Origin of the sequence: Paenibacillus sp. FSL H7-0756 (assembly GCF_038006765.1) — a bacterium.
Lineage (GTDB): Bacteria > Bacillota > Bacilli > Paenibacillales > Paenibacillaceae > Paenibacillus_AQ.
Genome location: NZ_JBBOVT010000001.1, coordinates 155,761 through 180,188 on the forward strand (window position 1 = coordinate 155,761; position 24,428 = coordinate 180,188).

Sequence of the window (24,428 nt, forward strand, 5' to 3'; positions counted from 1 at the left end):
CAAGTTTTGCGATGTGATTCAATGAAGAGTATGCTATCAAAACTTTTAGGAGGTTATCTCATGTATGAAATCGCCATTATCGGTGCCGGTCCTGCCGGTGCAAGCGCCGCCCTGTTCGCTGCCAAGGCCGGCAAAAAAACACTGCTGATTGACAATGACAAAGGTATGACCCGCAGAGGCTGGTATGAGAATTATTACGGAATTAGTGAGATCGGCGGACCTGAGCTGGTAGAGACCGGACATAAACAGGCCGTGAAGTTCGGGGCCGAGCTGGTCGCCGGACAGGCGACATCGCTTGAAGCCAGCGGTGAGGGCTTCGTCATCGGCACAGAGAGCGGAGCTACTTATGAGGCTAAGCATGTCGTGCTGGCGACAGGTGTACTGACGGATCTGGCTGCCGCAGCCGGGGTAACCACCAAGGAGGGTACGGAGCCAAGAATCAAGACGGTGATTGCCGCCACTCCGGAAGGCAAAACCAATATCGACGGGATCTGGGCCGCCGGAACCGTTGCCGGAATGAGCGTACACGCCATTATCACTGCCGGGGACGGCGCCAAGGTTGCCGTCAACATTATCAGTGAGCTGAACGGCGCACGTTATGTCGATCACGATTTGCTGAAAGCATAGGTTGGTTGCAACTAGTCACCAAAAGGCTGTCCCAATGGTCATTACATGACTATTGGGACAGCCCCTTTTTATTTGAGTAAGACATGCTCGTCTATCTGAGTTAGCGCTACGACCGTAGTGCATGTACTAGCTCCAATTGCATTTTCTACAATAGATTTCACTTTAATTCATCCAAAAGGCGATCTGTTGTATTAATGAGACAATTTCATAATTCAAAACCCTTGCTATATCTGGTTTTTTTGAGCATAGAAAAAGGAGTACCTCCCCAAATTCTCGAAGTTATAGGCGACGAAACCAACACCCGAGAAGAAAAGAGGTAATCCCTATCTATTCTATTCGACAAGAAGAACTGTTTTCCTTTGAGGAATTGCTCCAGATGGCTCCGGAAGATAAATACAGCCAAATCTTTGAACACTTACATTTAGCTCCAGTTCTATTCGCACTGGGGAAAAAGAGCCATCGCGGACGGCCTGAAAAATTAAACGTACCTGCCATGATCTACTCGCTGCTGATTGCTAAAATGGAGAACATCGAGTTTGTCTCTGCCTTGGTCCGGCGATTGAATCATAGCAACGAATTTCGAGTCCAGTGCCGGTTTACGGGCTCGGACAACATTCCCAGCCAGGCCTCCTATTCTCGTTTGATTCATGCGCTGGAGCAAACGGGAATGCTGGAACAACTGCAGGATCGCCTAGTCACATCTGCCCTAGAAGAAGGGTTTGTGAGCGGCACCCATCTTGCTGTGGATTCCTCCATGGTCGAGGCGTGGGATTGCCAATTTAGCGAATCGGCCTCCAAGCGTCGTGCGGCTCGCCGGGAGCAAAAGAAAGGTGAAGCTCCGGTGGCTGAACAACTTCAGCTCGAACATTCCGAGCCTGAGCCGAAGACGGTGAACAAGCCGCTGAAGAAACCCAGGTATAGCAAGCCTGGTCGTCCGTCCCCGGCGGAAAAGGAACGTCGGCGCGAGGAAATGGAAGCTTATGAACAAAGTCTCGGACCGTTCCAGAAAACCATTGAAGCGATGTTGCCCTACACGTACGATGAACTGCTGACCGCGTTGCCCCGGCATGCTGCGCGTTGTGACAAGAAAAATACGAAGGGCCGAATGACCAGCTATTACGGGTTCAAGGCGAATCTGCTGGTCGACACGGACAGCCAGTATATCCTAAGCGGCCTCTGGAGTTCAGCCCATCCGAATGACCAGCGTATGGCGGTCGTCCTTCTCAAAGGCCTGCTCCTGAAGTTTCCCATGCTAAAGGTCAAGCATATCTTGGGCGACAAGGGCTACGACTGCGCGGCAATCTACCAGTTGATTCATTCGCTCGGCGCCTATCCTGCGATTTCTCTGATTCACCACAAAGACCCGCCTGCGGGAATGAATCTGGATTACACGCCGGTGTGCGCTCAAGGGCATGCGTACCGTTACGACAGTTTTGAGGCCAAATATGAGACCCTGAAGTACACCCGGCCTAGTGAATGCCAAGGCTGTGCGCTGTCCGGTACCTCTTGCCAAAAAGTGTTTAAAATTCGCATCCAAACGGATTTGCGTTTGCATACCTATCCCGCCAGAGGCAGCGAAAGTTTTACCACGCTATACAACAAGCGGACGGCCGTGGAGCGTGTATTTGCCTATCTCAAAGAGTATTTCGGGTTGAAACGCACACGCCACCGCGGTGTCCGGGCAAGTGTCGATTTCCAGCTCAGTACGCTCGCGTACAATTTGAGCAAGTTTGCGTTAGACAAGTTGAACCAACAGTTGAAAGACTCCCAGCAAGTAGCCTGATTTTTTAAAAATTGATTTTAGATTTTGGCCAAATCTTGCTATTTAGCAAACTGAATTATGAAATTGACTCTTAATTACAACAGATCCAATATTTGAATAAATCCAGCCAAAAGAAATGGGGCTACCTCACAAGTAAGTTCGCTTACTTAAGAAATATGGTTATTTGTTGAGATTGGCGACTCTCTGCTCCTGCGTGCTCTGCTGCGGCCTGCCGCTGTAGAACTCCTGAACGATGTAGAGGGGACGGCCCTTCGATTCATCATAGATCCGTCCGACATACTCGCCCAGAATACCCAGCATGAGCAGCACGAACCCGTTGAAGGTCAAGGTGATTCCGATCATCGATGCCCAGCCCTTCACGGCCGCATCCGTAAAGAGTGCCAGGTACAGCACATACATCAGGTACAGAAAGCCGGATACGGACAGCAGTGCTCCAAGAACGCCCGCCAGCTTCAGCGGCTTATAAGAAAAGGAGGTAATCCCGTCCAGCGACAGCTTCAGCATCCGCCTGAACGGATATTTGGTCTCTCCGGCCAGACGCTCCTCCCGCTCGTATTCTATCGCCTTCTGGCGGAATCCAACCCAGCTGACGAGACCGCGCACGAAGCGGTTCTTCTCGGGCAGACGTTTCAGCTCGTCGCAGACCCTGCGGTCCATCAGGCGGAAATCGCCGGTATCCACCGGAATGGAGATATCTGTCGAATAACGCAGCACCCGGTAAAATAAGCTGGCCGTCCATTTTTTGAACAGGGACTCTCCGTTTCGCTTGATTCTCTTGGCATACACAACCTGGTAGCCCTGCTTCCACTCCGCAATCATCTCCGGAATCAGCTCGGGCGGGTCCTGGAGATCCGCGTCAATGATCACAACCGCATCGCCCAGCGCATAATCCATCCCTGCCGTAATAGCGACCTGATGCCCGAAATTGCGGGACAGATCGATCAGCTTCACACTTTCATCCCAATAGCTGTACTCCTCGATCATCTGTGCGCAGTTGTCGGTGCTGCCGTCATTGACGAAGATCAGCTCGTAGGGCTCGCCTGTTGTGCCCATTACTTTTTTGATGCGCCGGTACGTCTCCTGAATAACAGCCTCTTCATTGAACATCGGTATAATAATGGAATAGCGCACTTGAACACTCATGGGCAGCTCCTCCTCAAAAGTAGTAAGGAAGCGCGCCGGCAAAGGGCCGGATATACGCGCTTCCTGATCTCCTGCTTCCGCAGGTTAGTTCAGGGTTATCTCATAAAGGGTTCCGGCATTGCCGCTGTTCTGTGTTCCCTGCCAGTCTGCGGCCGGAACCTCCGTGCCGTTCTTGGTAATCCATTCCGTAATCTCCGAGCTGCCGCCACGCCCCCCGCCCATGCCGCCGTTGGTGACGAGGAAGTACTTCACCTGCCCGCTCGCCACAAGCGCCTTCAGGGTGTCCGGGGTGTAAGGCGTATCTGACGCATTGAAGCCGTTCAGGATAACAACCTGCTCCCCTTCGTCGATGATATAAGGGCCTGCCGTACCATAATCCATCGCTGCGAACAGATATTTCTCGCCGGTATTATGCTCCTTGAGATAGCCCATCAGAGACTCATTAATACCAGCGGCGTTATTCCTTCCCCCCATGCCGCCCATTCCGGCCCTGGTGTCCACGCCAGGCGCGTTGCCCATGTTGCTTATATTCCCCCTACCGAAGCTGAAGGAACTTCCGCTATCCGGACCTGCTGCCGGCGTCATGCTATTATTGCCATAGGCAATCGGTGTGAAAGCCCAGTAGAGCGGGCCAATCAGCAGCACCAGAAATCCTGTTACCGCAGCGGCATGTAACCAGGAAGGCTTACCCCGTACCGCCTTCAGCAGCCGCAGAATGATCAGCACTACTGTCATTGCAATACCTGCTGCCAGTATGCCTACGGACCACCCGCTGCCGATAGTATCGTTATACGGACGGATAATGTATACCTCAAGCGCCGTTGTAGCCAGCACCGCTGCGGGCAGCAGCCAGGACAGCCAGGTCTTCCGCTCCTTATAGTAGCTCCAGAGCTGAGACCAGCCTGCACCTGCCAGCGCCGCCACCGGCGGAGCCATCATGATCAGGTAGTACTGGTGGAAGAAGCTGGCGATGCTGAAGAATCCCATGACCGGAACCAGCCAGGCCAGCCAGAACAGGGCTTCCTTATGCTGCCGGGTGAAGCTCCTGCGGCGCAGGCTGGCCAAGATCCCGATGCTGCCAAGCAGCACGAACGGCAGCAGCCAGCTCGCCTGGCCGGACAGCTCCTGCTGGAACAGCCTTAGCGGACCGGCAGTGCCTGTGTTGAACATGCCGCCACCGCCGCCGTTCATCCCACCGCGTCCGTTCGGGCTTCCGAACCCGCCGAATCCTCCGTTCTCTCCTTCTCCGCGCCGCCCGCCGTCCTGACCGCCCGGCACCATTCCGCCACCGCGTCCGTCCTGGCCTGAGGCAGCCCCGCCGCTGTCACGGCTCTGATTGTCCACGGCGGCGGAATCACGGCCGGTCATCGTCCCTTGCCCGCCAGCTCCATCCATGGGCGGGAATTGACCGTTAAAGTCCGGCATTTCCCCGTCCATTTCTGGCATGCCGCCACCGCCAAAGCCACCGAAGCCGCCTCCACCGCCGCCAGTGCTGCGGTCACCGGTCAGACGGGACACACCGTTATAGCCAAAAGCCAGATTCAGCACAGAATTGGTGCCGCTGCTCCCGATGTAAGGACGCTCATCCGCCGGAATGGAATCGACAATTACCGCCCAGGATAGAGACACTGCCAGTAGTAAGGCCGTGCAGGCTGCAAGGGTGCCGGTTTTCTTCTTCCAGTTCACCTTGGCTGCCAGGAGATAGAATAGATAAAAGGCCGGAAGAACCATATACGCCTGCAGCATCTTCTCATTGAAAGCGACACCGATGAGTCCGAAGGCTGCCAGCAGGCTGCCAAGCCGGTGGGTCCGGGTGCCTCTGAACAGGAACCATGCCGCCAGCAGCAGTGTGAACACCAGCAGCGTATCAATATTGTTCGTCCGGCTTACCGCCGCTGCTACCGGAGTAGCGGCCATAACGAGCGCTGCAAGCCGTGCCGCCGCCCGTCCGAAAGTAGGCTTCACCAGCAGATAGACTAAGAGTACCGAGCCCACACCGCTGAGCACCTGCGGCAGAATGACACTCCAGCCATGCAGGCCGAAGACAAGCGCGCTTAAGGTCTGCAGCCAGAAGGTTACCGGCGGCTTATCAACCGTTACAGACCCTGCCGAATCCAGGGAAGCGAAGAAGAAGTTATGAAAGCTCTGCAGCATGCTGCCCACTGCGGTTGTATAGTACGTATTGGCATACTGGTCATTCCAGATTCCGTATCCGTACAGGACGGCTGCCAGCAGCATAATCATTAGCAGGACAACATCGATACCCGGCCTCTTCAGTAATTTCATTGTATGATCCACTCCGATTCGTTCATTTCTTAGGTGTATTATGGCATCTGTACCTTAACCCGTAATGAATGCCCGCTGAATGTTTGCTGAACGTGCCGGACACGCCAAATACCCCGCCAGGAGATGTCCCGGTGGGGTATTTGGTAGAGCTACTATTTCCTTTACGGCTTACGGGCCAGCGCCGCTACCTTGTTCAGGGTGTTCCAGTTGCGCGCGGTAAGCGCCGTTTCCAGCAGCTTGTCGAACGGCACCTTGAACAGCGGCGACTCGCTTACACTCACTTCATAGAGGGCATACAGCTCCCTGCCGATCACCCGCAGCTTATCAGCTCCATCCTCATAGGGGCGGAGCCTCTCCAGCGCTTCAGCGGCTGGCTCCGCTGCCAGGAAAGAGACGTACAGGCGCTTGTAGGCTTCCTGTTCACTCTGCGGGAACGGATTGCCGGCAATAACTGTCTCCAGCTCCTCCAGAGAACGGATGATCACCGGTACTTCAAAGCCGAAGGTCTCCAGAATCTTCACGCTAATCATCTCCGCCAGCCCGTCGCCGGTTAACGCTTCACTCTCAAATATAACATTGCCGCTCTGAATATAAGTGCGTACATTCATGAATGGAAGTGTCCCGAGCGCGGCCTTCAGATCCTGCATTTTGATCACTTTGTTGCCGCCGACATTGATGCCGCGCAGCAAGGCAATGTATGTATTCATCTGTGGTCTGCCTCCCCTATACAGTCTGTTACCGGCAGGTCTATGCTCTCAGGCGTCTGCGGATCTCGCGGACCAGCAGCTCCTTCTCGGGAACCGGAAGGCCTTCTACGAGCCGTGCCGCCGCTACCGGCAGTATCCACGCTTCGATCTCCTCATGTGCCAAGCCTGACAGCTTCAGATACCTGCCGACATATTGTGCGGTCAGCCGTTTTCTGGCGAACCCCAGGAACCCCTTAGCGAACACGGAAGCCTGCGGAGGCATGGCCCCGATACTGAACATGATTACTGACCGCGCCACATCTGCAGCAGGATTGCCGCGGACGCCGGTCATCCAGTCAATGACCCACAGCTTATCGTCCAGCAGGATATTATCCGGGTGGAAATCTCCATGACATAGCTTCTCCCCGTCCGGCAGCCGGGCAAGCCGGGACAGAATCTGTGTTTTCTCCTCTGTCTCAAGCATGGGTGCCGCGATAATCTGCTGCTCCAGGCGCTTCTTCTGCGCTCCGGCTTCGCCCATGCCGTCAAGCTGATGGAGGCTGTAATGCAGGGCGGCCATCTGTTTGAAGCCGCTGAAGTTCAGCCAAGGCTTCCGGTTCATCTGCTGCAGCAGGGTAGGACCGGCGATCTGCTGATATACAATTCCCTGTTTGCCCTCTACAACTACCCGCTCATGGGGCTGCGGAGTAGCAACACCTTGTTCATAGACCCATTTACTGATGCGGTATTCCAAGTCCACATGCTCTTCCGGAACATCCTCGCGGTACAGCTTAAGGATTCTCTCTTCCCCATACTCCATCACTTCAGCCGTTCTGCCTTGACCGATTACCTTCCCCTGCATATACGTACCCTCTCCACTAATCCAGACTAACCTTCGTATAATGCTCTACTACAGGAAAAGGGCTGTAATAATGATGCAGCAGCGCCTTCCACTCCTGATACTGGGGCGATTCCCTGAAGCCTACCGTATGATCCTCCAGGCTGCGCCAGCGGACAATCAGCAGATACTTGTGCTCATCTTCCATACAGTGCTGAAGCTCATGGCCTAAATACCCGTCAATTGAAGCAATCAGCGGGGAGGCCTCCTTGAAGCTCTGCTCGAAGGAATGAGTCTGTCCCGGCTTCACCTGCAGCATTGCCGCTTCTGTAATCATGCTCTCATCTCCCTTTTATAGTGAATCGCGGAAAAACTCATGATAGAAATTAATAATAACCAGCAGCACAGCCAGCGATTCGTTGACACTGTCCACTTCCAGAGCGTGGTTGGCATCGTCAATCCTGTATACTCTTACCTGCTTCATGCTGCTAAGCTCGGCGGGATGCCGCCCGGTGAACATCGGGTCACTCCCGCCGTAAATCACACTGCCCCGGCTCTGCCGGATGAACGGAAGGCTCTCCGCAACAGGTGTAAGGAACAGATGCGAGACCTTCTCGCCCATTCCGGGCTCCGACGCCACCTTACCGGCAATAATCGTCCCCATACTCTTGCTGATGAACAAAAGCTGCTCGTAGTCGGGAAGTGAAGCAAGCGCAATCTTGCATTCCTCGGCAACAATATCAATCTCTTCGCGCTTGAAGGCCACTCTGGCAGCCTGGTAGCCGTATTCTAACAGCAGCAGGTCACAGCCGTATTCCCGGGCCAGCTTGCCCGCATAATCCAGCAGCGGCCGCTCGGCGGAATAATTCTGTCCCGGAAACACCACCGCCAGCACCTTGGAGCCTTGAGTAATAAGCTTATGTCTGACCTCTCTGCCCCAATGTGAGGACATTACAATGCTGGATACGCTCATCTATCATCCACGCCTTTCCTACCTGTTCTATGAGATTCTCTCTTGCCTCTCATTATAGCTAACTTCAGGACAGGTTGAAAATCGGACAGCCCCGCATGGGCGGGGCTAGGAGATGGCGCTTCTGCGTTTATGATCCTTCCGGCTGCTGCTCTGGAAGAGCCTGCTGCCTGCTGCTCCTTCTGCGGGCGAGAAACTCCGCTGTAAGCCACAGCAATACAGGGATAAGCACCTGGAACGGGAGTGCATATATCTTGTAAATATGATACGCGAAATACTCCATTTCCATAATATTGGAATAGATAAAATCCGACAGATAGACCATGATCAGCCCCATCTGAAGCACAACAGAACGGTAGCTCCCCAGCTTGAATACTTTCGCTATCCCGTTGCAGGTTACATACAGGCACAGACTGACCTTGACGAAGAGCGCCGTAACAAACACTATGGCCGCCGAGCCCTCGATCCGGGTAACGAAATCGCCGATATTAATCCGGCTGACCGCCACGTAAGAGGGGAAGTACAGACCGGACAGAATATCAGGGCCAAGTATCAGCAGGTTACGCAGCGTGATCATAATAATGATCCCCCCTGCAATCAATGTGCTGCTGACCAGCACCCGCTTGGCAGAGCCCTTGGCCGGAATGGCGCTGAATGCGCCCAGAAAGACCACAATCTCGGCAAAGGGGAAGGTGAACGAGCCTGCTGTATCTGCAAGAATAAGTTCAAACCTTGTATTGAGTAGCGGCTTCAGATGATGGTATTCAAACTTGGGCACTGAGAGCAATTGCAGGGTTACAATCACAATTAGCGAGAATAACAGGAGAAACTTAGCACTTCTTCCAAGCACCTCTATCCCGGCATGGACGACCCAGATACAGAGCAGGCCGATCATAAGCATAGGTGCGAGCATCGGAGTTGCGGTTAAGGCCACGGTCTTGCTGAACTCCCCGAAATTGCGCAGCACCAGCGCTCCCAGATGCAAAGCATACCAGATATACAGACAGGAAAGCATCCGTCCCAGGACGGAGCCGAACACTGCAATCAGCATGTCAAACAGATCCTTGCCCGGAAACAGGACATGGAGTCTCGCATAGACGAGCATAAGCGGAACGGCCAGCAGTATCGCCAAGAGTTGGGCAATCCAGCTGCTGTTGCCGGACTGTGACGAAGTTCCCAGGAACAGGGAAGCGCCGGTGACAAATAATATAGCGATGCTGATGGACTGTCCAGCCGGAATAGTCTCTTTGCTCACTCTCTCCTCCTCCTTCAGCGGTGCGCTCTAATATAGCTTTTTCACCCATTCCACAAACAGCGGGGACGGACTGGGAATCTCCCAGCGCATCGACAGTGCGAAGGCCAGCCCGAAGGAGATCAGGTACAGGGCGGAGCAGACCAGGAAATCCCGCTTCATTCCCTTCTTCCGCAGCCCATATGGATCAATTACAGCGATCAATGCGTAGATCAATATCACGTAAATGAACATACTTAATCCCCCAGCCGGATGGCCCGCGAAGTCTTGGCACTGCTCTGTATCGTCACCTTGGACTTGACGCTCACTTCAAGACCGGCAAAGACCTCAGGCCAGTGGTCCTTCACTTTGGCCCAGAGCTTAGGCTGGTTCTCGTACAAGCTCTCGCCAAAGCCAAAAATATCAGCCTCATATTGCTGCTGCATCTTATGAATTAACGCCAGAATATCCGCCTGCAGCCGCTCAGCTGCCCTTTGCTCGATATCCTGAATCGTCTCATCCTTCAGGAATCCCTCCGGTGTCATCACCTCATCCAGCCCTGTCTTGGTTACTGTATGAATCTGTATCTGGAGCTTGCCATCCACTATTGTGTGCTTCAGCTTGGAGTGATTGGAGATAATCTCCAGGGAATACGCCGGATTCCCCCGCTTATCATCTACAGCCAACACCCCTCCCTGCAGTACATTTTTGACGATAAGCATCGTCTTCGTCTCATCGCCGCTCAGTTTGCCCACCATCCGGTCCTTCACAAATACGGCGGTACCTGCCACCCTTTCGCTCTGCTCACCATTTTTCCGGTGAATATGAATGATTGGGGCCGTCGCATTAATCCCTGAAGTCTCCAGCTTATCGATGAAATCCCATATCTCCACCGTCGGGGCGTTGTTCGTATACTTCTCATCACGCATCATCTGGGCCAATTCAAAGGACAGGATTGCTTCCGTGGTGCTTTTCATATTCAGGATCTCACGGGCCGTCTTCTCTCCAGACACGAAGATGAACACATCCGAGCGGGTCTCCGTGTCCCGGCTGTACCAGTCAATGACTTTGACTAGCCCCTCTCTGGCGGCTTCCTCACTGATGATTATGGCCTTCGCATGACTCCAGAAAAGCTTCTTGCCGGTCATAGAGATCATATTGCGGACGATTTCAAACATCGTATTCCCGCTGAGGCTGACCATCTTGTAGCCCGCCTGAGCCTTGTCCGCCGACCCGCCTGTATCCACAATCTCTGCTGTGAGCAGCAGCTTCCCATCCTCATTCTTATCAATGGCCACTCCGGCTACAATCGCCATATCATCCACCTCGGCATAATTCCAGCAGCCGGTGAGTCCCAGGCTCAGCAGCAGCAACAGTGAGATAAGAGAGGTACACCCTCTCGGCAGAGATCTCATAACCGCTTGGCCGGTCTCTTGGACGGCTTCCGTCTTCGGTTACGCATTCCAATCACCGCAGGCCGCAAATTCATATCCCACCAGGGCGCACGAATGGTTGTATCCTTAATATCCTGGGGGCGGATCGAGCCTACCCCAAGCATGTAAGAGACGCCGAAGGAGCGCAGGCTCATCAGGTGAATGACCAGACCAAGCAGACCAAAGAAATATCCGTAGAGGCCCAGGAAGAAGGTGCTGCCCAGCAGCGCCAGTCTGGCGATGATCAGCGGACCGGTCAGCCTTGGATTCAGCAGCGTCGTTATCCCTGTCAACCCCACCACAATGACCATCGGCGCACTGACAATCCGCGCATCCACGGCAGCCTGGCCCAGCACCAGCGCCCCGACGATGCTTACAGCCTGGCCAATCGATGTCGGTATCCGTGCCCCCGCTTCCCGCAGCACCTCGAAGATGGTCAGCATAAGCAGCGCTTCAACTATGGTTGGAAAAGGCACCGATTGCCTGGCAGTCGCAATACTAAGCAGCAGCAGGGTGGGAACCATCTCCTGGGCATAGGTTACAAGGGCAATATAACCGGCCGGGATACTGATCGACATGAAGGCTCCCAACACTCTAAGCACACGGTTAAACGATGCAAAATAATAGTTGATATAATAATCCTCACTGGCCTGGAAGTTCTCAACGAATACATAAGGAACGGTCAGCGCAAAAGGGGTGCCTTCGACGAGGACCGCAACCCGGCCCTCCATGATTTTGCTCACGAGTGTGTCCGGCCGTTCGGTACTTCCAACGGTTTCAAACGGAGAGTAGGGCTCGTCACGGATCAGCTCGGACAGATAACCTGTGTCCAGAATAAGATCAATTTCTACCTTCTCCAGCCTGTCATACAGCTCCTTAATAATATCGGGAGAGGCCAGACTTCCCATATAACAGATACAGGTCTGCGTCTTGCTGCGTGTTCCGATTTCCATGAATTCGATTTTCAGATCCGGGTCCCGCACCCTGCGGCGGATCAGGGTCAGATTCACAAGCAGCGATTCGGTGAAGCCCTCACGGGGGCCACGCACCGTTTTTTCCGTAGTAGGCTCTTCTATCGCTCTGGAGTCCCAGCCCTGAACATTGATGATAAGCCCTCCGGCATAGCCTTCCAGCAGCAGCACCGCCTTCCCGCTGACGATCGCCCCTATCAGTCCATCCAACTCCTCGGAGACCATGACATCCGGGGTATCAATGACAGTCATCCGGATTCTCTCCATTAGGGCTGCAGGGTCCCGGTGCTCTTGTTCTGCGGGCTGGTAAGCGAGTATCGGCTTGATGATCCCCGTCTGAATCAGATTCCGGTCCACCATTCCATCGACATAGATTAATCCGCAGCGGACGGGAGCACCCTGACTGTTCTCTATGATCCTTACTCTCAGTGTCCCGTCGTTATTGAAAATCTTCCGCAGCCGTTCCACCGTCTCCTCCAGCGAAGGGCTTAGCGGAGGATGCGCGGACAGGGTACCGGCAGCTTCACTATTCAGTGCAGAATGCTTGTTCTTCACTGCTATCACTCCTGTCAGAGATCTATTGCTCTGATTATCCCCCGTCTCTCTGACTCCTATTCGCCAGAATTTACTGCATGGGAGAGGCAGATGCCACCCGGCCCTTGAACGGCACAGCAAATAAGCCCGCTCTGTAACAGAGGGGCAGGCTGGACCAAGCTTCGTATGATATCGTCAGCCGCTGCTCCACTAAGGCAAATGCTCCTTGCAGCCGCCGCTTTATGTTATGGTTAGTACAGTTAGAAAACAGCGGTGGGACTGTTACAGACAGAGAAAGGTAAAAGGAGCACGTAAAATGACACCATTCACGCGAAAAGTTATTCTCATTATTCAGTCGATCCCGGAAGGCTCCGTCATGACCTACGGCGGGATTGCCCGGGCGGCGGGAAGTCCCCGGGCGGCCCGGCAGGTCGTGCGCATTCTGCATTCCATGAGCAGGAAGTACAAGCTGCCGTGGCACAGGGTCATCAACGCCAAGGGTATGATCTCGCTCACCGAAGACGAATCCGCCTCCCTGCAGCAGCTATATTTAACCGGAGAGGGCGTTATCTTCGATGAACGGGGCGTGGTTGACCTGGAGCGTTACCAGTATGTTCCGGCTCCGGAGCTGGAGATGGACCTGGAGCTTCCGCCTGAACCCGGCGATGAGGAGGACGCTTAACCTGTCTTCCTCCGGCCCCCGGAATAACTCCTGCGGCTCCCGCCCGCCAGCCCGTTCAGCAGGCAATACATCGTGGCATAAATCACCAGCAGCACAAAGGCGACGAACAGGCTGAAGAACACTGACTGCCGGTTCAGACTGTCCATGACCAGCCGGTAGAGCTGATGGCGGTCCGTCAGCACATCCCAGCTGTTCAGCCGGTAGACTCTGCCGAGCAGGACGCCGTAGCCGCCCATGACACAGGCGAACAGGACGAAGACCCACGAGAGCAGCATGTTGCTTTTCCGGTAGATCACGTGCTGGAACTGGTACAGGGAGAAAAATCCGGTCAGCCAGCCGCTCCAGGTGAACAGGAGGAGGGTGGTCAGATCATACCAGTACCGGTTCTGGATCGTTCCGCCGACGATATACTTGCTTTTGCGGACAGTCAGATGGATCAGATCCGTCATAATATAAGGCGCATTCGGAAAAAACAGCAGCCAGGCTACGCCCAGCGGCAAAATCAGCAGCCCCCCGATCTTCCGCTTATCCAGCTCATGCGCGGCCATGGAGAAGAAGAACGGCACCCAGGCCAGAAACAGATTCCAGAGCAGAAAGGCATAGAACGTATCCGTCTGCAGCGAAACAACGCGGTATACAGCAAGTGTTGCCGCCGTCATAGCAGCCAGAAGGATGAAGACCTTGGTGTAATTCAGTTCTTTCATGAAGGATAATCCCCTTACGTTGATATAGTCCATTTATGTAATTGTACAAATATGGGGCTGGATAGTCCAATATCAGGGGCTGTGCCCTCACGCTGCGCATTGTGGTCGGTTTTGGTTTTTCACATACATTTGGCCTATGCGCCACCTCCGCCTAACTCTGCCACTCCTGAAACTTTCTCTCTCACCAGCCGCTTGTATGAAGCAGCAATGTTGCACATTATGCAGGATTTATCTATAAATGTTACTGGCTAGGAAGCAATGTTGCATAATTTGCAGGATTTCCGGTAGTTAGAGCAAGTTAGCGCCGGAGATGTTGCATTTTGTGCAGGATTTCAGCATAAGCCGCTTCTATTGGGTAGCATTGTTGCATTTTGTGCAGGATTTATCTATAAATGTTACTGGCCCTTACCCCAAAAATAAAAAAGCAGCGCCACCCCGAAGGGAAACACTGCTTGTGTATGATTTACCCTAGCTGCAACTGCTGCCTGCGGACCGGCAGCCAAGGTTGCCTTGTACCCGCATTGACCCTGCAGCGCGCAGGTTATACTTATACCCCGCCGCTCAGCTTGCGGGCCACCGCCGGAGTGCGCCCCTTGAAGGCAGCGCTGCGCGATGAGGATTCCTCCAGCCCCGAGAGGGCGCTGCATTCTCTGAAGGCCGCATGTTCGCAGCCCCGGCAACGGCTGGGATTCACGCTTCCCAGCGCATCATTGATCGCTTCGCCGGTATGATCATAGAACTGGGCTGCCCCAATCCGGTCATACAGTCCTGTCTTCTTCAGCAGCTCCAGCGGCTGGCTCTGGATGCCTGAGATCATCAGCCTGCCGCCAGCGTTCTGCAGCTCCTTCACAAGCGCAGCCAGATTGGCCTCGCCTGTCGTATCCATCAGCGGCACCTTGCCCATGCGCAGCAGGATAAGCTTAGGCTGATCCGGGCCGAGCTCGGGCATGGTGTGGTCGAAGCGGTAGGCAGCGCCGAAGAACAGAGGTCCCTCCACATTGTAGATTCCGATCTGCGGACAGTCGTGGCTCTCGGTTACCATATGGGCCTCGACCTTGACGGAAGACGGGTCAGGCAGCACCTTGGAGATTCTATGCACCTCACCCATACGCTTGACGAAGAGGACAACGGCCAGTATCAGCCCCACCTCTACCGCCACGGTCAGATCAGCGAATACCGTCAGCAGGAAGGTAATCGCCAGCACCAGTGAATCCCCGGTCTTCAGCTTCAGCAGGTGGAGAAATTCCTTGCGTTCACTCATATTCCAGGCTACGACCATCAGAATCGGGGCCATCGCTGCCAGCGGAATGCTGGAGGCGTACGGGGCGAACAGCAGCAGGATCAGGAACACCACCACACCGTGAATGATCCCGGAGAGCGGAGAAGCGGCACCGCTGCGGATATTGGTGGCGGTTCTGGCAATCGCACCGGTAGCCGGTATCCCGCCGAAGAGCGGCGCGGCGATATTAGCGACCCCCTGGCCGATCAGCTCACGGTTGCTGTCATGGCGGCTGCCCGACATGCCGTCGGCCACGACTGCGGAGAGCAGCGACTCAATGGCCCCCAGCAGCGCAATGACAAAAGCCGGACGGATCAGCAGCTTGATCTTCTCCCACGTAATGACCGGGAAGTGAAAGCTGGGGAGTGTATTCGGGATATCTCCGTAGGCAGAGCCGATGGTCGTCACCTTGCCGCTGAAGAACAGGGCTGCGATAACCGTGGCACACAACAGTCCAATTAGAGAACCCGGCACCTTCGGGGCAAACCGCAACCCCAGCACCACTACGGCGAGACATACCCCCGCAGTCAGAATACTGTACAGATTGATTGTGGAGAGATGCGCCCCGATCTCCTTCATATTGTCGATGAAGCTCTCATGCCGCTTCATATCCCTCAGGCCAAGGAAGTTCGCAATCTGCCCGCTGAAGATAATAACGGCAATCCCGGCCGTGAAACCAATGGTCACCGGCTTCGGAATGAACTTAATCAATACCCCAAGCCGCAGAACACCCATCAAGACAAGAATCACCCCGGCCATCATTCCGGCAATCAGCAGATTCTCATACCCGTACTGCATGGCAATAGCGAACAAAATAGGAATGAATGCACCCGTAGGCCCGCCAATCTGAAACCTGGACCCGCCAAATAAGGAAATCAGTATGCCGGCCACAATAGTTGTATAGATTCCGTACTCCGGCTTCACACCGGAAGCAATAGCAAATGCCATCCCAAGCGGGATGGCAATAACGCCGACGATTGTCCCTGAAATGATATCCTTGCGCAGCGAAGCAATGTTATAGCCTTTGAAACGGCCCCACCCTGTCATCCTCTAACCTTCTTTTCTCTGAATATCTGATTATTTGAATATAATACCCACATTACTCCTGCCCGCTGCTCTTGTCAACGGGGTAATCCGCCCCCGGAGGCCGGGGTTATTCGCTGCGGATGCCTTCAAGCAGGGAAATAGTACTCACCAGATGATTGTCGAAGATCTGTCTGGCTACAGCCAGAAGCTCCTTAATCAGAGGATCACGGAGGGCATAGATGACAGTGGTCCCTTCCTTGACGCTGGTGACCACATTTTTGGCCCTGAGGACGGCCAGCTGCTGGGATACCGCAGAGCCTTCCGAACCCAGGATCGCCTGCAGCTCGTTCACATTCTTCTCGCCTTCGCTAAGCAGCTCCAGAATCCGAATCCGCATCGGGTGAGCCAGCGCCTTGAAGAATTCCGTCTTAAATTGTTGAATATCGCTGTTCATCAGACTTCTGCTCCTTATGCTGTTACTTGTTTCAATCTATATTATATTAGCTCATTTGCCTGAAGGTGGCTATGCCGGGGCAGGAAATAGTTCGTCCGCCGGGGGCCCTGCGGCCCCTACAGATTCACCGGATACAGCCTGGCTTCACGGGTCCTCAGCTCGACGAAGCCGCCCAGTGCCATCGGTTCGCCCAGACATTCGAACATGATCAGGTCGCTACCGATCCGCAGATAACCCGTGCCGTCCTCCTCTATATTTTCCAGCACGCCTGTCAGGATGACCGTATCCCCTTCGATACGCAGGCCAAAGGCACCGCCGGGAGCAGGCACAATATCGACCCAGCTCATGAACAGCGCCGGCAGCTCCCATTCTGCCACCCATTCCTCACCCGGCTGAACAGGCGGTCCGCACCAGATGGCTCTGGCTTCCCCCCATTCCGCTGCCGCGAATCTGATTTCCCCGGTCCGGGGACCTTGTCCAAGAATGTGTATGTTCATCTTCATTAGCTCCATCTTCGTTCATTGGTATAACGTCATTATACATGACCGGGCGCAGGAGAGGATATCAGGTGTAATTCTGTGTTGCTTTGTTCAGATAGGTGCTGGGATGCAGCCAAGGATGCTTGAAGAACTCGTGTTTGCCGGTGATCCGGCGCGATACGCTGAGGTCATAATCAATCATGTGCTTCACTTTCTCGGCGAGGCTTCTGCCCTTCACCAGCAGGCCCAGCTCGTAATCATGGCAGGCACTCCGTTCATTAATATTATAAGAGCCGTGAAATACCGCCTGCGCTCTGTGGTCGTAGATGATTTTCCAGTGGGAGAAGCGTTCAGTCGCACTATAATCATAGAAGGATACGCCGTTACAAAAGGGAACGTACATGTTGCTGCGCACCGCCGCCCGGTTCGTCGGATGATCATTAACCTCCAGCGGATTGCAGATGGTGAGATGGCAGGCGCGCTCCGGCCCCACTTCACCCAGCCGGTCCCAGAAGGCCTGATCGATCAGATACGGATTCACAATAAGGGTCTCATCGGCCGCATAGGTGATCACATCCAGAATATATTGCTGAATCAGATTCACCGGGTTGCCGGGAAAGCTCGCGAAGAGAGTACACTCCTCCTCCCCAAATGCATAGTCCACCGCAGGACGATAGAAGGGTGACGTCAGGTCAAAGTGATCTCCCCCGAGCGGCAGCCACCTGGAGTGAAAAACAGCGTTCAGTGACTGGGCTACAGCCCCCTGAATCCTGAAGCAGCCGTCATGCCATTCCTCTTCCTTGGCGGGGATACCGAGCGGACGTCCATCTACCTGCTGGCCCGGGGCTTCCTGAATGGGGGTGGCAAACGTATACTGGTCCCCGATATTCAGACTGCCGATAATGGAAGTTATTCCGTCTATAATCATGAATTTGCGGTGGTCAATCACATTCAGCCCGGTCACCTCCACATCCTCCTGAACCTTATCCTGCAGAAAAAGGATGCTCTCAGGCACGCCCTGTGACTTCAGCACTTTGCGCTTCGCAGCCCATTCCTCTGCACCGTAATAGGAGTGGAAGGTATCCAGCAGTTTTGCACCTGCCTGCTCCAGACGCCCGGCAATCTTGGAGAATTGCCCCACCTCCAGGTTCTGGCCGTATCCGAGCGCAGTGACCGTATAATTCACCATGATTCTAATCTCTACTCCGCGTTCAAGTGCATGAAGCAGCTCACTAGCGATAAGGTTCCCTGAATGGTCATTGAAGAACAGCATCACGGACAGATGAATGTAACGCTCAGCCTTGCCGATCTCGCCGAGCAGCATGTCCAGACATTGTGGTCCGTTCACATAAGGATCTACCCGGTTATGCCGGGTGGTCTGCGGGGCCAGAGCCCTGAGCTTGCCGGAATCGAGTCCTGCTACTGTATCCGCGAGCTGATTAAGCCATTCCTGGCTTATACCCGGCAGCTGTTCGAGCTGCTGCATATCCGTTATGACGCCCCCGCACTCCTGTCGGTAAGCGCGCGCGGTATCATTTTGCAAAAGAGGGGCAAAAGCCGGCTCAGCCTCCTCCGCACCTTCGGTAAGCGAGGCCAGGGAGCCGCCCGAAATGTGATAATTCACGTAATCTATGAGATCCTGCTGGAGCTGTTTGTCCTGGTCCGCAGCAGCAGAAATTGAGGTTAACCGGTGATTGTTATGTACACTAGTCATGCTGTCTTCATCTCCTTCGTTCTTCCCGCGCCTTGCTTCGCCAGCAAATGACAAGTCAAGTCAGGGTAAGGTAAGATACCCGGCTTGTACGTTTTATAAACGGCATGGTGTCATTCAAAATAAGATGACTCAGGTGCTTTGCGGGGACCCCAAAACAAAAAAAGGATGCCGCAGCAGTCATTAGACTGCCGGAGCATCCCGGAATTCCATTATTTGCTCAATTCCTCAGCACTATACACCTTAACATCAAGCGGTGCAGTCAGAAACTCTCCCGCTTTGGCGGCAAAGGCGGTGAAGTGCGGGCTTGTATTATGAGCGGCAATGGCTGCCTGGTCACGCCAGGTCTCAACCATAAGATACAGGCTTCCGTCTGCTGCATGCTTATACAGCTCGTAGGACAGGTTCCCCTCTTCTTCGTGCGTGGCGGCAATCAGCGTCTTCGCTGTGGCCAGGAACTCTTCCTCCCGTGCAGGATTCACATGAAGCAGGGCATGGATAATTAACATGGGGTTATTCCTCCTAGAATAGATTTATTTCCACTGAGCAATCGTGTCGATAGGCAGACGGACGGAGGCGTAGCCTTCCTCCAGCGCTTTGCCGATCGAGATCAGCATAACCGGAATGTAGCGCTCTTTGTCCATACCGAACATTTCAGCGATCTGATCCTTTTCGAATCCGCCGATCGGATTAGTGTCATACCCGTGTGCGCGGGCGGACAGCATCAGTTGCATGGAGACCAGACCGGCGTCAATCATCACAGTCTCTCTATTCACATCTGCGGGCAGCTTGGCGAAGTGGGCGCCGAGGGCGGCAAGCTGTCTTTCTTTTACCTCGGCAGGCATAAGTCCGCGTTCAACAGCCGTTCCGTAGATTTGTTCAGCGTAATCGAAGTTATTCATATCACCGAATACGGCAATCACCGCTGCAGAGGTTTCGACTTGAGTCTGGTTGAACTTGGCAATAGGGGCCAGCTTAGCTTTGGCTTCCGGGCTTTCGATGATCACAAAACGCCAAGGCTGCATATTCACGGATGAAGGAGCCAGTGTAGCCTCTGTAAGAATCTCTGTCATTTCCTCTTTGCTGATTTTAACCGCTGGATCATATTTGCGGATCGAGCGGCGTCCTGTAATAATGCTGGTGAAATCATTGTTTTTGGTAGTGTTCATGTGAAAGTGCTCCTTTATGGGTTTGATTATAGGTTACAGCTACAGTACATTGATATTATGCTGCAGCCGGGTAAGCATCTCTGCGAGCACCGTGCGCTCCTGTTCATTGAATCCGTTCAGCAGATCGCTGATGAACTCGGTCTTGCTCTCCCGGTAGTCATGGATATGATCCCGGCCCTGACCGGTCAGGGAGACTAGCGTCACCCGGTTATCAGATGGATTATTGCGGCGGGCAATCATCCCGTTCTCTTCAAGTCCCTTCAGGTGGCGGGTAACTGCTGCTGCGTCGATTTCCAGAAGCTTTTGCAGTGCAATCTGACTGATCTCGGAAGTCCGGTACAGCTCTTGCAGCAGCCTGAAGCGGGTTGGCGTCATGCCGGCACAGCGCTCGAATTTGGGGCCGATTTCTTTGTGCAGGGCCTGCAGCAGTTGAAAGATCTTATGTTCATCCGGCTGAACTTTGCTCAAGATTAACCCCCTAACGCAAGTAAATTGTGCAAAACCTTTTCGACAAAACATACTTTACACCCAATTCGTTGACCCGTCAACTAATAATTTTTGGAGGAGGCTGCTGTATGAGAATAGCCCTGATTCAGCTCGATATAGCATTTGGCAAACCGGAGGTGAATTATGCTGCCGCCGGGCGCAAAATTCGTGAGGCTGCCGCTGGCCGGCCGGACTGCATTATTCTTCCCGAGCTATGGACAACGGGATATGATCTGACCCGGCTGGGTGAGATCGCGGACCCCGGCGGACAGACCACAGGTGCCTTGATGTCAGGTCTGGCCCGGGAATACGGCGTGAATATCGTCGCCGGCTCTATTGCCGTCAGGCAGGAGAACGGCGGCATTACGAACAGTATGTATGTCTTTGACCGCAGCGGGGCGTGCACCGGGGAGTATAGCAAGCTTCATCTGTTCAAGCTGATGGAGGAGCATCTCTACCTCCAGCCCGGCGGTACAAAAGGACTGTTCACGCTGGACGGTATCTCCTGCGCCGGGCTGATCTGCTACGACATCCGGTTCCCGGAATGGGTCCGGGTCCATATGGCGGGAGGGGCCGAGATCCTGTTCATCAGCGCCGAATGGCCGCTGCCCCGCTTAGCTCATTGGCGCGCGCTGCTGATCAGCCGGGCGATTGAGAACCAGTGCTACGTGGTGGCCTGTAACCGGGCGGGCGCTGATCCGGCGAATACCTTCGCCGGACATTCCCTGATCATCGACCCGTGGGGCGAGATTGTCAGCGAGGCCTCCGGCGGCGAAGAGATCCTCAGCGGCGAGCTTGACCTCGCCCGGGTCCGGGAGGTACGGGGGCAGATCCCGGTCTTCGCGGACCGGCGTCCGGAGTTGTATATGTAGTTTGGACGGTACAAACGTAGAGGATGATCGCGGGGCTCCATCTATTGCCCACGCGGTCATCCTCTTGGACTGTCTCCGGCCTGGCCATTGTATGCTGTTTTTCGCATAAATTCGGGCCTCGCACACCCTCACCTGCCCATTGTATGCTGTTTTCCACATACATTCAGGCCGCGCACATTCCAGCCTGTACATTGTATGCTGTTTTTCGCATACATTCGGCCCGTGCGCCCTCTAACCGCACATTGTGTTCGATTTTTCGCATACATCCGGCCACAGCTGCCGCCAGAAGCCGCCCGCCTCAGCGGGCGTACCTCTCGCGCAGCATACGCGCTGCTTCAAGCACCTGCGGGTCGCTGTACCGCAGGTTGTAGCCCGTCTCCTGCTGCAGCAGATCCGACGGCAGCAGGCGGGTTCCCCGGCCTTCAACTGCCTGCCGGATGCCCGCGGTGAATTCGGCCGCCGAAGACGGGCCGCCAAGCTCCGCGAGCGCGGCGATGGTCTCCGGCCGCACGCGCGGATAGTCCAGGGAGGCATCGCCGTCCGCTGCCTCCTGATAGAAGCGGCGGATACGCTCACCGCGCGCGAGCCCCGGGCCGGACACAATCACGAACGCGTGGACGAAGTACGCGCTGCTCTGTCTGCGCTGGGCGATGCCGCAGAACTTGCGGCCGCCGATCGCCAGATCGAAGTCACCGGGGCAATACGACCCAGTGACTTCCTCCGCCCGGATCTGCGCGGCTGCCTGCGGATAGCCCGCAGCTACCGCTTCGGTAATGACCGAAGCCAGCAGCCGGAAATCATCGTGGAAGTCCAGCTTGCCCGCAGGCTTCGGCAGCAGGAGGGACACGTTGATTACTCCCGCATCCAGCGGTACCGCAGCGCCGCCCGAATGGCGGACTGCCGTACGGATGCCCTGCTGCTCCAGCGCCTGCATCGCCTCTGCTGCGCGGGGCAGCTTGCTGTCCCGCAGCCCCAGCGCGACTCCTCCGGGGTGGCTCCAGAGATGCAGCACCGGCGGGACCCTCCCGGCCCCGACATCACGGCACAGCACCTCTTCAAAAGCGAACGGAATCAGCATATCCTCCGCAGATGCCTCTTCTCTCTCTTCCCCTGCCTCACCGCCGGTATGCGTGAAGAGGACCATCTGCTCCGGCAGCCTTCCCGCCGCCCCATTCTCCAGTACATCATAAGGTTCACTCCGCATGCTGATTCCCCTTTCTATCTATAAGACCTGCGCTAATCTTAACTCCGTTAACTATTCACATTGTAACCGATCTCTCCCCGCACCGTACAACCGGCCTTGTATACCCTTACAGATTTGAAATGACGGAGCGAACCCGTTATCCTTAATGTAGTAAAGAAGAATATACCAGCCATAAGATTCGCGCATAAGCTCATGCTATACACAACCTCTAGGAGTGATGCTGCATGACAACCGAACCACAGGCAAAGGACAGGCAACTAAGTAAATCCAGGCAATGGGAACAGGCCATGCACAAGCTGTATATTAATTTTCAGGACTACAGCAAGGATGCACGCAAAGGGTTCAACGATGAGGATATTCATCAGGCCAGAATCAATAGCCGCAAGCTGCTGACCCTGTTGTCCATTCTTGATCCGGGCCATACTGCAACGGCAGAATTGTACGCCAGCTTCAAGCAGGCCCAGAAGAAGCTCGGCAGAGTCCGTGATGCAGATGTGCTGATCGGGTCATTTGAGGACCGGCGCAAGGCGGCGGAGGCGGCGGGCGATAAGAAGACTGCCAAGCTGCTGAAGGCGGTAATAGAACACCAGAAGGATACACGGAAGGCCGCCCGCAAGAAGCTGAAGAAGGCACTGCCCAAGCTGTCCGGCCAAGCGCTCGAAGCGCTGTGGACACCTTTTATTAAGACAGGGCTAGAGCCTCTCGCTGCCAAAAAAGACGCCAATGTCGCCATGCGCGAGCTTGAAGTCGCCTTTGAACAAAAGAAAAAAGCCTGCAAGACCCTCTTCAAGGGTCCGGCAGCCGAATCGCAGGAAGCCTTCGAAGCTCTGCATGAGCTGCGGATCGCCGCCAAGGAACTGCGGTATACGGCGAATGCGGCTGCTTTTGCGCTGGATCAGAAATTCCATGCCCATGAAGCCTTCTATAAGGACATCCAGGACCAGCTCGGACTCATTAATGACAAGCGGGTGTGGCTGGAGACGCTGCAATCGATTGGACGCGAAGAGCTGGATGTCGGCAAAAAAGTCTGGGCCGCCTTCACCGATACGCTGCGGGCAGAGATACTGGAGGCTCTTCATCAGAACGGGGTCGTCCCTGTTGCTGATGCTTAAGCCCCCGAAATAGGGCATCATAGCTGATCATCCCATTTCTTACACAAAGGCAGGACACCGCATGTTATCCAAGCGGTATCCTGCCTTTTATCATAAGCGTCACGTATTACAGCATTCCGGCAGCCCACAATCCGCCTCTGCGGATCATCCGGCGCAGCGGCTCTGAGGAGAAGGAAGGCAGATGATGCCCAGGCATCAGATAGACCACCCGGCCTTCACCGAAGGCATGGCACCATGCAGCCGGTCTCATCGCTCCGTCATGCGGATATTCGGCCAACACCGTTGTCCCGAAATGGGGATGCCGCTCGAAATAATAAGGCTCGTCCTCTATCACAAAATCAGAGATCCCCTCCATAATCGGGTGCTCCGGCGCAGTCACCTTCATCTGCAGCGCTGTGAACGCCGGATGATGGGTGAACCGGGCTCCCAGCATCGCCCCAAGCTCCTGATTACGCTGCAGGGATATGCCGTTGTGCACGACAAGCAGCCCGCCGCCGCCAGCCACATAAGCGAGCAGGGCCCCGCTCTGCGCAGCGGGTAATTGCTCCTCGGAGAACTCCGTATAGGAGATCACCAGTCTGCAATCTGCCAGCTCTGCCCGGTTCATCCGTCCGTAATCCTCGGTGGAGACCACCTGGAACTCGGGCTCAAGGAGCTGCTCCAGTTCACGGTCTACTCCCTCGAAGGGATGGTACTTCACTTCAGTATAGCTGCCGAACGCCAGTGCTTTGTATGAAGACATGATGTA

General features: G+C 54.7%; 25 protein-coding genes. 5 read left to right on the forward strand and 20 right to left on the reverse strand.

Going from position 1 to position 24,428, the window contains the following annotated elements:
* Positions 1-60 precede the first annotated feature (60 nt).
* Entirely contained in the window at positions 61-627 is a 567-nt protein-coding gene (locus tag NST04_RS00640) for an FAD-dependent oxidoreductase (protein WP_341182741.1), read from the forward strand.
* A gap of 376 nt (positions 628-1,003) precedes the next feature.
* The gene (locus NST04_RS00645) at positions 1,004-2,410 is read left to right on the forward strand and encodes a transposase (protein WP_341182742.1); all 1,407 of its coding nucleotides are present in this window, start codon (positions 1,004-1,006) and stop codon (positions 2,408-2,410) included.
* A gap of 159 nt (positions 2,411-2,569) precedes the next feature.
* On the opposite strand, the gene NST04_RS00650 is transcribed toward NST04_RS00645, so the two are convergent.
* The 10 genes from NST04_RS00650 to NST04_RS00695 all read right to left on the reverse strand — a co-directional run bounded on the left by NST04_RS00650 (position 2,570) and on the right by NST04_RS00695 (position 12,523).
* Positions 2,570-3,553 (reverse strand): glycosyltransferase family 2 protein, encoded by a 984-nt coding sequence (locus NST04_RS00650; RefSeq protein WP_341182743.1) that lies wholly within the window; start codon positions 3,551-3,553, stop codon positions 2,570-2,572.
* 84 nt (positions 3,554-3,637) lie between these two features.
* A complete protein-coding gene (locus tag NST04_RS00655; protein ID WP_341182744.1) occupies positions 3,638-5,839 on the reverse strand; it encodes a glycosyltransferase family 39 protein in 2,202 nt (733 codons plus the stop codon).
* Positions 5,840-6,000: 161 nt separating this feature from the next.
* Positions 6,001-6,546 carry a DUF1697 domain-containing protein gene (locus NST04_RS00660; protein WP_341182745.1) on the reverse strand — a complete coding sequence of 182 codons (546 nt, stop codon included), beginning with the start codon at positions 6,544-6,546 and terminating at the stop codon, positions 6,001-6,003.
* Between the two features lie 40 nt (positions 6,547-6,586).
* Complete coding sequence (locus tag NST04_RS00665) at positions 6,587-7,387, reverse strand: phosphotransferase family protein (RefSeq protein WP_341182746.1); 801 nt, start codon at positions 7,385-7,387, stop codon at positions 6,587-6,589.
* A 16-nt stretch (positions 7,388-7,403) separates the two neighbouring features.
* On the reverse strand, positions 7,404-7,700 hold the full coding sequence (locus tag NST04_RS00670) for an antibiotic biosynthesis monooxygenase family protein (RefSeq protein WP_341182747.1): 297 nt from the start codon (positions 7,698-7,700) through the stop codon (positions 7,404-7,406).
* A gap of 15 nt (positions 7,701-7,715) precedes the next feature.
* Positions 7,716-8,336, reverse strand: a complete 621-nt coding sequence (locus NST04_RS00675; protein WP_341182748.1) for a hypothetical protein — start codon at positions 8,334-8,336, stop codon at positions 7,716-7,718.
* A 127-nt stretch (positions 8,337-8,463) separates the two neighbouring features.
* Positions 8,464-9,588 (reverse strand): GerAB/ArcD/ProY family transporter, encoded by a 1,125-nt coding sequence (locus NST04_RS00680; RefSeq protein WP_340944886.1) that lies wholly within the window; start codon positions 9,586-9,588, stop codon positions 8,464-8,466.
* Between the two features lie 27 nt (positions 9,589-9,615).
* Positions 9,616-9,819: a hypothetical protein gene (locus NST04_RS00685; protein WP_076083870.1), complete on the reverse strand. Its 204-nt coding sequence runs from the start codon at positions 9,817-9,819 to the stop codon at positions 9,616-9,618.
* Between the two features lie 2 nt (positions 9,820-9,821).
* Positions 9,822-10,937: a Ger(x)C family spore germination protein gene (locus tag NST04_RS00690; protein ID WP_341182749.1), complete on the reverse strand. Its 1,116-nt coding sequence runs from the start codon at positions 10,935-10,937 to the stop codon at positions 9,822-9,824.
* A 38-nt stretch (positions 10,938-10,975) separates the two neighbouring features.
* Positions 10,976-12,523 (reverse strand): spore germination protein, encoded by a 1,548-nt coding sequence (locus NST04_RS00695; RefSeq protein ID WP_341182750.1) that lies wholly within the window; start codon positions 12,521-12,523, stop codon positions 10,976-10,978.
* Positions 12,524-12,818: 295 nt separating this feature from the next.
* Between NST04_RS00695 and NST04_RS00700 the strand changes: the two genes are divergently transcribed.
* Positions 12,819-13,184, forward strand: coding sequence for an MGMT family protein (locus NST04_RS00700; protein WP_341182751.1), 366 nt, complete (start codon positions 12,819-12,821; stop codon positions 13,182-13,184).
* Here the strand turns inward: NST04_RS00700 and NST04_RS00705 are convergent.
* The 8 genes from NST04_RS00705 to NST04_RS00740 all read right to left on the reverse strand — a co-directional run bounded on the left by NST04_RS00705 (position 13,181) and on the right by NST04_RS00740 (position 20,474).
* On the reverse strand, positions 13,181-13,888 hold the full coding sequence (locus NST04_RS00705; RefSeq protein ID WP_341182752.1) for a DUF1361 domain-containing protein: 708 nt from the start codon (positions 13,886-13,888) through the stop codon (positions 13,181-13,183). The genes NST04_RS00700 and NST04_RS00705 overlap by 4 nt on opposite strands.
* 547 nt (positions 13,889-14,435) lie before the next feature.
* Positions 14,436-16,214: a SulP family inorganic anion transporter gene (locus tag NST04_RS00710; RefSeq protein ID WP_340944895.1), complete on the reverse strand. Its 1,779-nt coding sequence runs from the start codon at positions 16,212-16,214 to the stop codon at positions 14,436-14,438.
* 106 nt (positions 16,215-16,320) lie between these two features.
* Positions 16,321-16,647 carry an ArsR/SmtB family transcription factor gene (locus NST04_RS00715; RefSeq protein ID WP_036700195.1) on the reverse strand — a complete coding sequence of 109 codons (327 nt, stop codon included), beginning with the start codon at positions 16,645-16,647 and terminating at the stop codon, positions 16,321-16,323.
* 116 nt (positions 16,648-16,763) lie between these two features.
* The gene (locus tag NST04_RS00720) at positions 16,764-17,144 is read right to left on the reverse strand and encodes a hypothetical protein (RefSeq protein WP_340944898.1); all 381 of its coding nucleotides are present in this window, start codon (positions 17,142-17,144) and stop codon (positions 16,764-16,766) included.
* 67 nt (positions 17,145-17,211) lie between these two features.
* Positions 17,212-18,840, reverse strand: a complete 1,629-nt coding sequence (locus NST04_RS00725; protein WP_341182753.1) for a phospholipase D-like domain-containing protein — start codon at positions 18,838-18,840, stop codon at positions 17,212-17,214.
* Between the two features lie 209 nt (positions 18,841-19,049).
* Entirely contained in the window at positions 19,050-19,346 is a 297-nt protein-coding gene (locus tag NST04_RS00730; RefSeq protein WP_341182754.1) for a putative quinol monooxygenase, read from the reverse strand.
* Between the two features lie 24 nt (positions 19,347-19,370).
* The gene (locus NST04_RS00735; protein ID WP_341182755.1) at positions 19,371-20,006 is read right to left on the reverse strand and encodes a nitroreductase family protein; all 636 of its coding nucleotides are present in this window, start codon (positions 20,004-20,006) and stop codon (positions 19,371-19,373) included.
* A gap of 39 nt (positions 20,007-20,045) precedes the next feature.
* Entirely contained in the window at positions 20,046-20,474 is a 429-nt protein-coding gene (locus NST04_RS00740) for a MarR family winged helix-turn-helix transcriptional regulator (protein ID WP_341182756.1), read from the reverse strand.
* A 107-nt stretch (positions 20,475-20,581) separates the two neighbouring features.
* Here NST04_RS00740 and NST04_RS00745 point away from each other — a divergent pair, with 107 nt between their 5' ends.
* Positions 20,582-21,364, forward strand: a complete 783-nt coding sequence (locus tag NST04_RS00745) for a carbon-nitrogen family hydrolase (protein WP_341182757.1) — start codon at positions 20,582-20,584, stop codon at positions 21,362-21,364.
* A 298-nt stretch (positions 21,365-21,662) separates the two neighbouring features.
* Here NST04_RS00745 and NST04_RS00750 read toward each other — a convergent pair whose 3' ends face one another.
* The gene (locus NST04_RS00750; RefSeq protein WP_341182758.1) at positions 21,663-22,568 is read right to left on the reverse strand and encodes a lipoate--protein ligase family protein; all 906 of its coding nucleotides are present in this window, start codon (positions 22,566-22,568) and stop codon (positions 21,663-21,665) included.
* A gap of 224 nt (positions 22,569-22,792) precedes the next feature.
* Between NST04_RS00750 and NST04_RS00755 the strand changes: the two genes are divergently transcribed.
* On the forward strand, positions 22,793-23,680 hold the full coding sequence (locus NST04_RS00755; RefSeq protein WP_341182759.1) for a CHAD domain-containing protein: 888 nt from the start codon (positions 22,793-22,795) through the stop codon (positions 23,678-23,680).
* 106 nt (positions 23,681-23,786) lie between these two features.
* Here NST04_RS00755 and NST04_RS00760 read toward each other — a convergent pair whose 3' ends face one another.
* Entirely contained in the window at positions 23,787-24,422 is a 636-nt protein-coding gene (locus NST04_RS00760) for a ThuA domain-containing protein (protein WP_341182760.1), read from the reverse strand.
* Between the last annotated feature and the right edge of the window lie 6 nt (positions 24,423-24,428).

Bases quoted from the DNA above. Each gene is read 5' to 3' on its own strand.
- NST04_RS00640 (WP_341182741.1), top strand. From the start codon at position 61: ATGTATGAAATCGCCATTATCGGTGCCGGTCCTGCCGGTGCAAGCGCC.
- NST04_RS00645 (WP_341182742.1), top strand. From the start codon at position 1,004: ATGGCTCCGGAAGATAAATACAGCCAAATCTTTGAACACTTACATTTA.
- NST04_RS00650 (WP_341182743.1), bottom strand. From the start codon at position 3,553: ATGAGTGTTCAAGTGCGCTATTCCATTATTATACCGATGTTCAATGAA.
- NST04_RS00655 (WP_341182744.1), bottom strand. From the start codon at position 5,839: ATGAAATTACTGAAGAGGCCGGGTATCGATGTTGTCCTGCTAATGATT.
- NST04_RS00660 (WP_341182745.1), bottom strand. From the start codon at position 6,546: ATGAATACATACATTGCCTTGCTGCGCGGCATCAATGTCGGCGGCAAC.
- NST04_RS00665 (WP_341182746.1), bottom strand. From the start codon at position 7,387: ATGCAGGGGAAGGTAATCGGTCAAGGCAGAACGGCTGAAGTGATGGAG.
- NST04_RS00670 (WP_341182747.1), bottom strand. From the start codon at position 7,700: ATGATTACAGAAGCGGCAATGCTGCAGGTGAAGCCGGGACAGACTCAT.
- NST04_RS00675 (WP_341182748.1), bottom strand. From the start codon at position 8,336: ATGAGCGTATCCAGCATTGTAATGTCCTCACATTGGGGCAGAGAGGTC.
- NST04_RS00685 (WP_076083870.1), bottom strand. From the start codon at position 9,819: ATGTTCATTTACGTGATATTGATCTACGCATTGATCGCTGTAATTGAT.
- NST04_RS00700 (WP_341182751.1), top strand. From the start codon at position 12,819: ATGACACCATTCACGCGAAAAGTTATTCTCATTATTCAGTCGATCCCG.
- NST04_RS00705 (WP_341182752.1), bottom strand. From the start codon at position 13,888: ATGAAAGAACTGAATTACACCAAGGTCTTCATCCTTCTGGCTGCTATG.
- NST04_RS00710 (WP_340944895.1), bottom strand. From the start codon at position 16,214: ATGACAGGGTGGGGCCGTTTCAAAGGCTATAACATTGCTTCGCTGCGC.
- NST04_RS00715 (WP_036700195.1), bottom strand. From the start codon at position 16,647: ATGAACAGCGATATTCAACAATTTAAGACGGAATTCTTCAAGGCGCTG.
- NST04_RS00720 (WP_340944898.1), bottom strand. From the start codon at position 17,144: ATGAACATACACATTCTTGGACAAGGTCCCCGGACCGGGGAAATCAGA.
- NST04_RS00725 (WP_341182753.1), bottom strand. From the start codon at position 18,840: ATGACTAGTGTACATAACAATCACCGGTTAACCTCAATTTCTGCTGCT.
- NST04_RS00730 (WP_341182754.1), bottom strand. From the start codon at position 19,346: ATGTTAATTATCCATGCCCTGCTTCATGTGAATCCTGCACGGGAGGAA.
- NST04_RS00735 (WP_341182755.1), bottom strand. From the start codon at position 20,006: ATGAACACTACCAAAAACAATGATTTCACCAGCATTATTACAGGACGC.
- NST04_RS00745 (WP_341182757.1), top strand. From the start codon at position 20,582: ATGAGAATAGCCCTGATTCAGCTCGATATAGCATTTGGCAAACCGGAG.
- NST04_RS00750 (WP_341182758.1), bottom strand. From the start codon at position 22,568: ATGCGGAGTGAACCTTATGATGTACTGGAGAATGGGGCGGCGGGAAGG.
- NST04_RS00755 (WP_341182759.1), top strand. From the start codon at position 22,793: ATGACAACCGAACCACAGGCAAAGGACAGGCAACTAAGTAAATCCAGG.
- NST04_RS00760 (WP_341182760.1), bottom strand. From the start codon at position 24,422: ATGTCTTCATACAAAGCACTGGCGTTCGGCAGCTATACTGAAGTGAAG.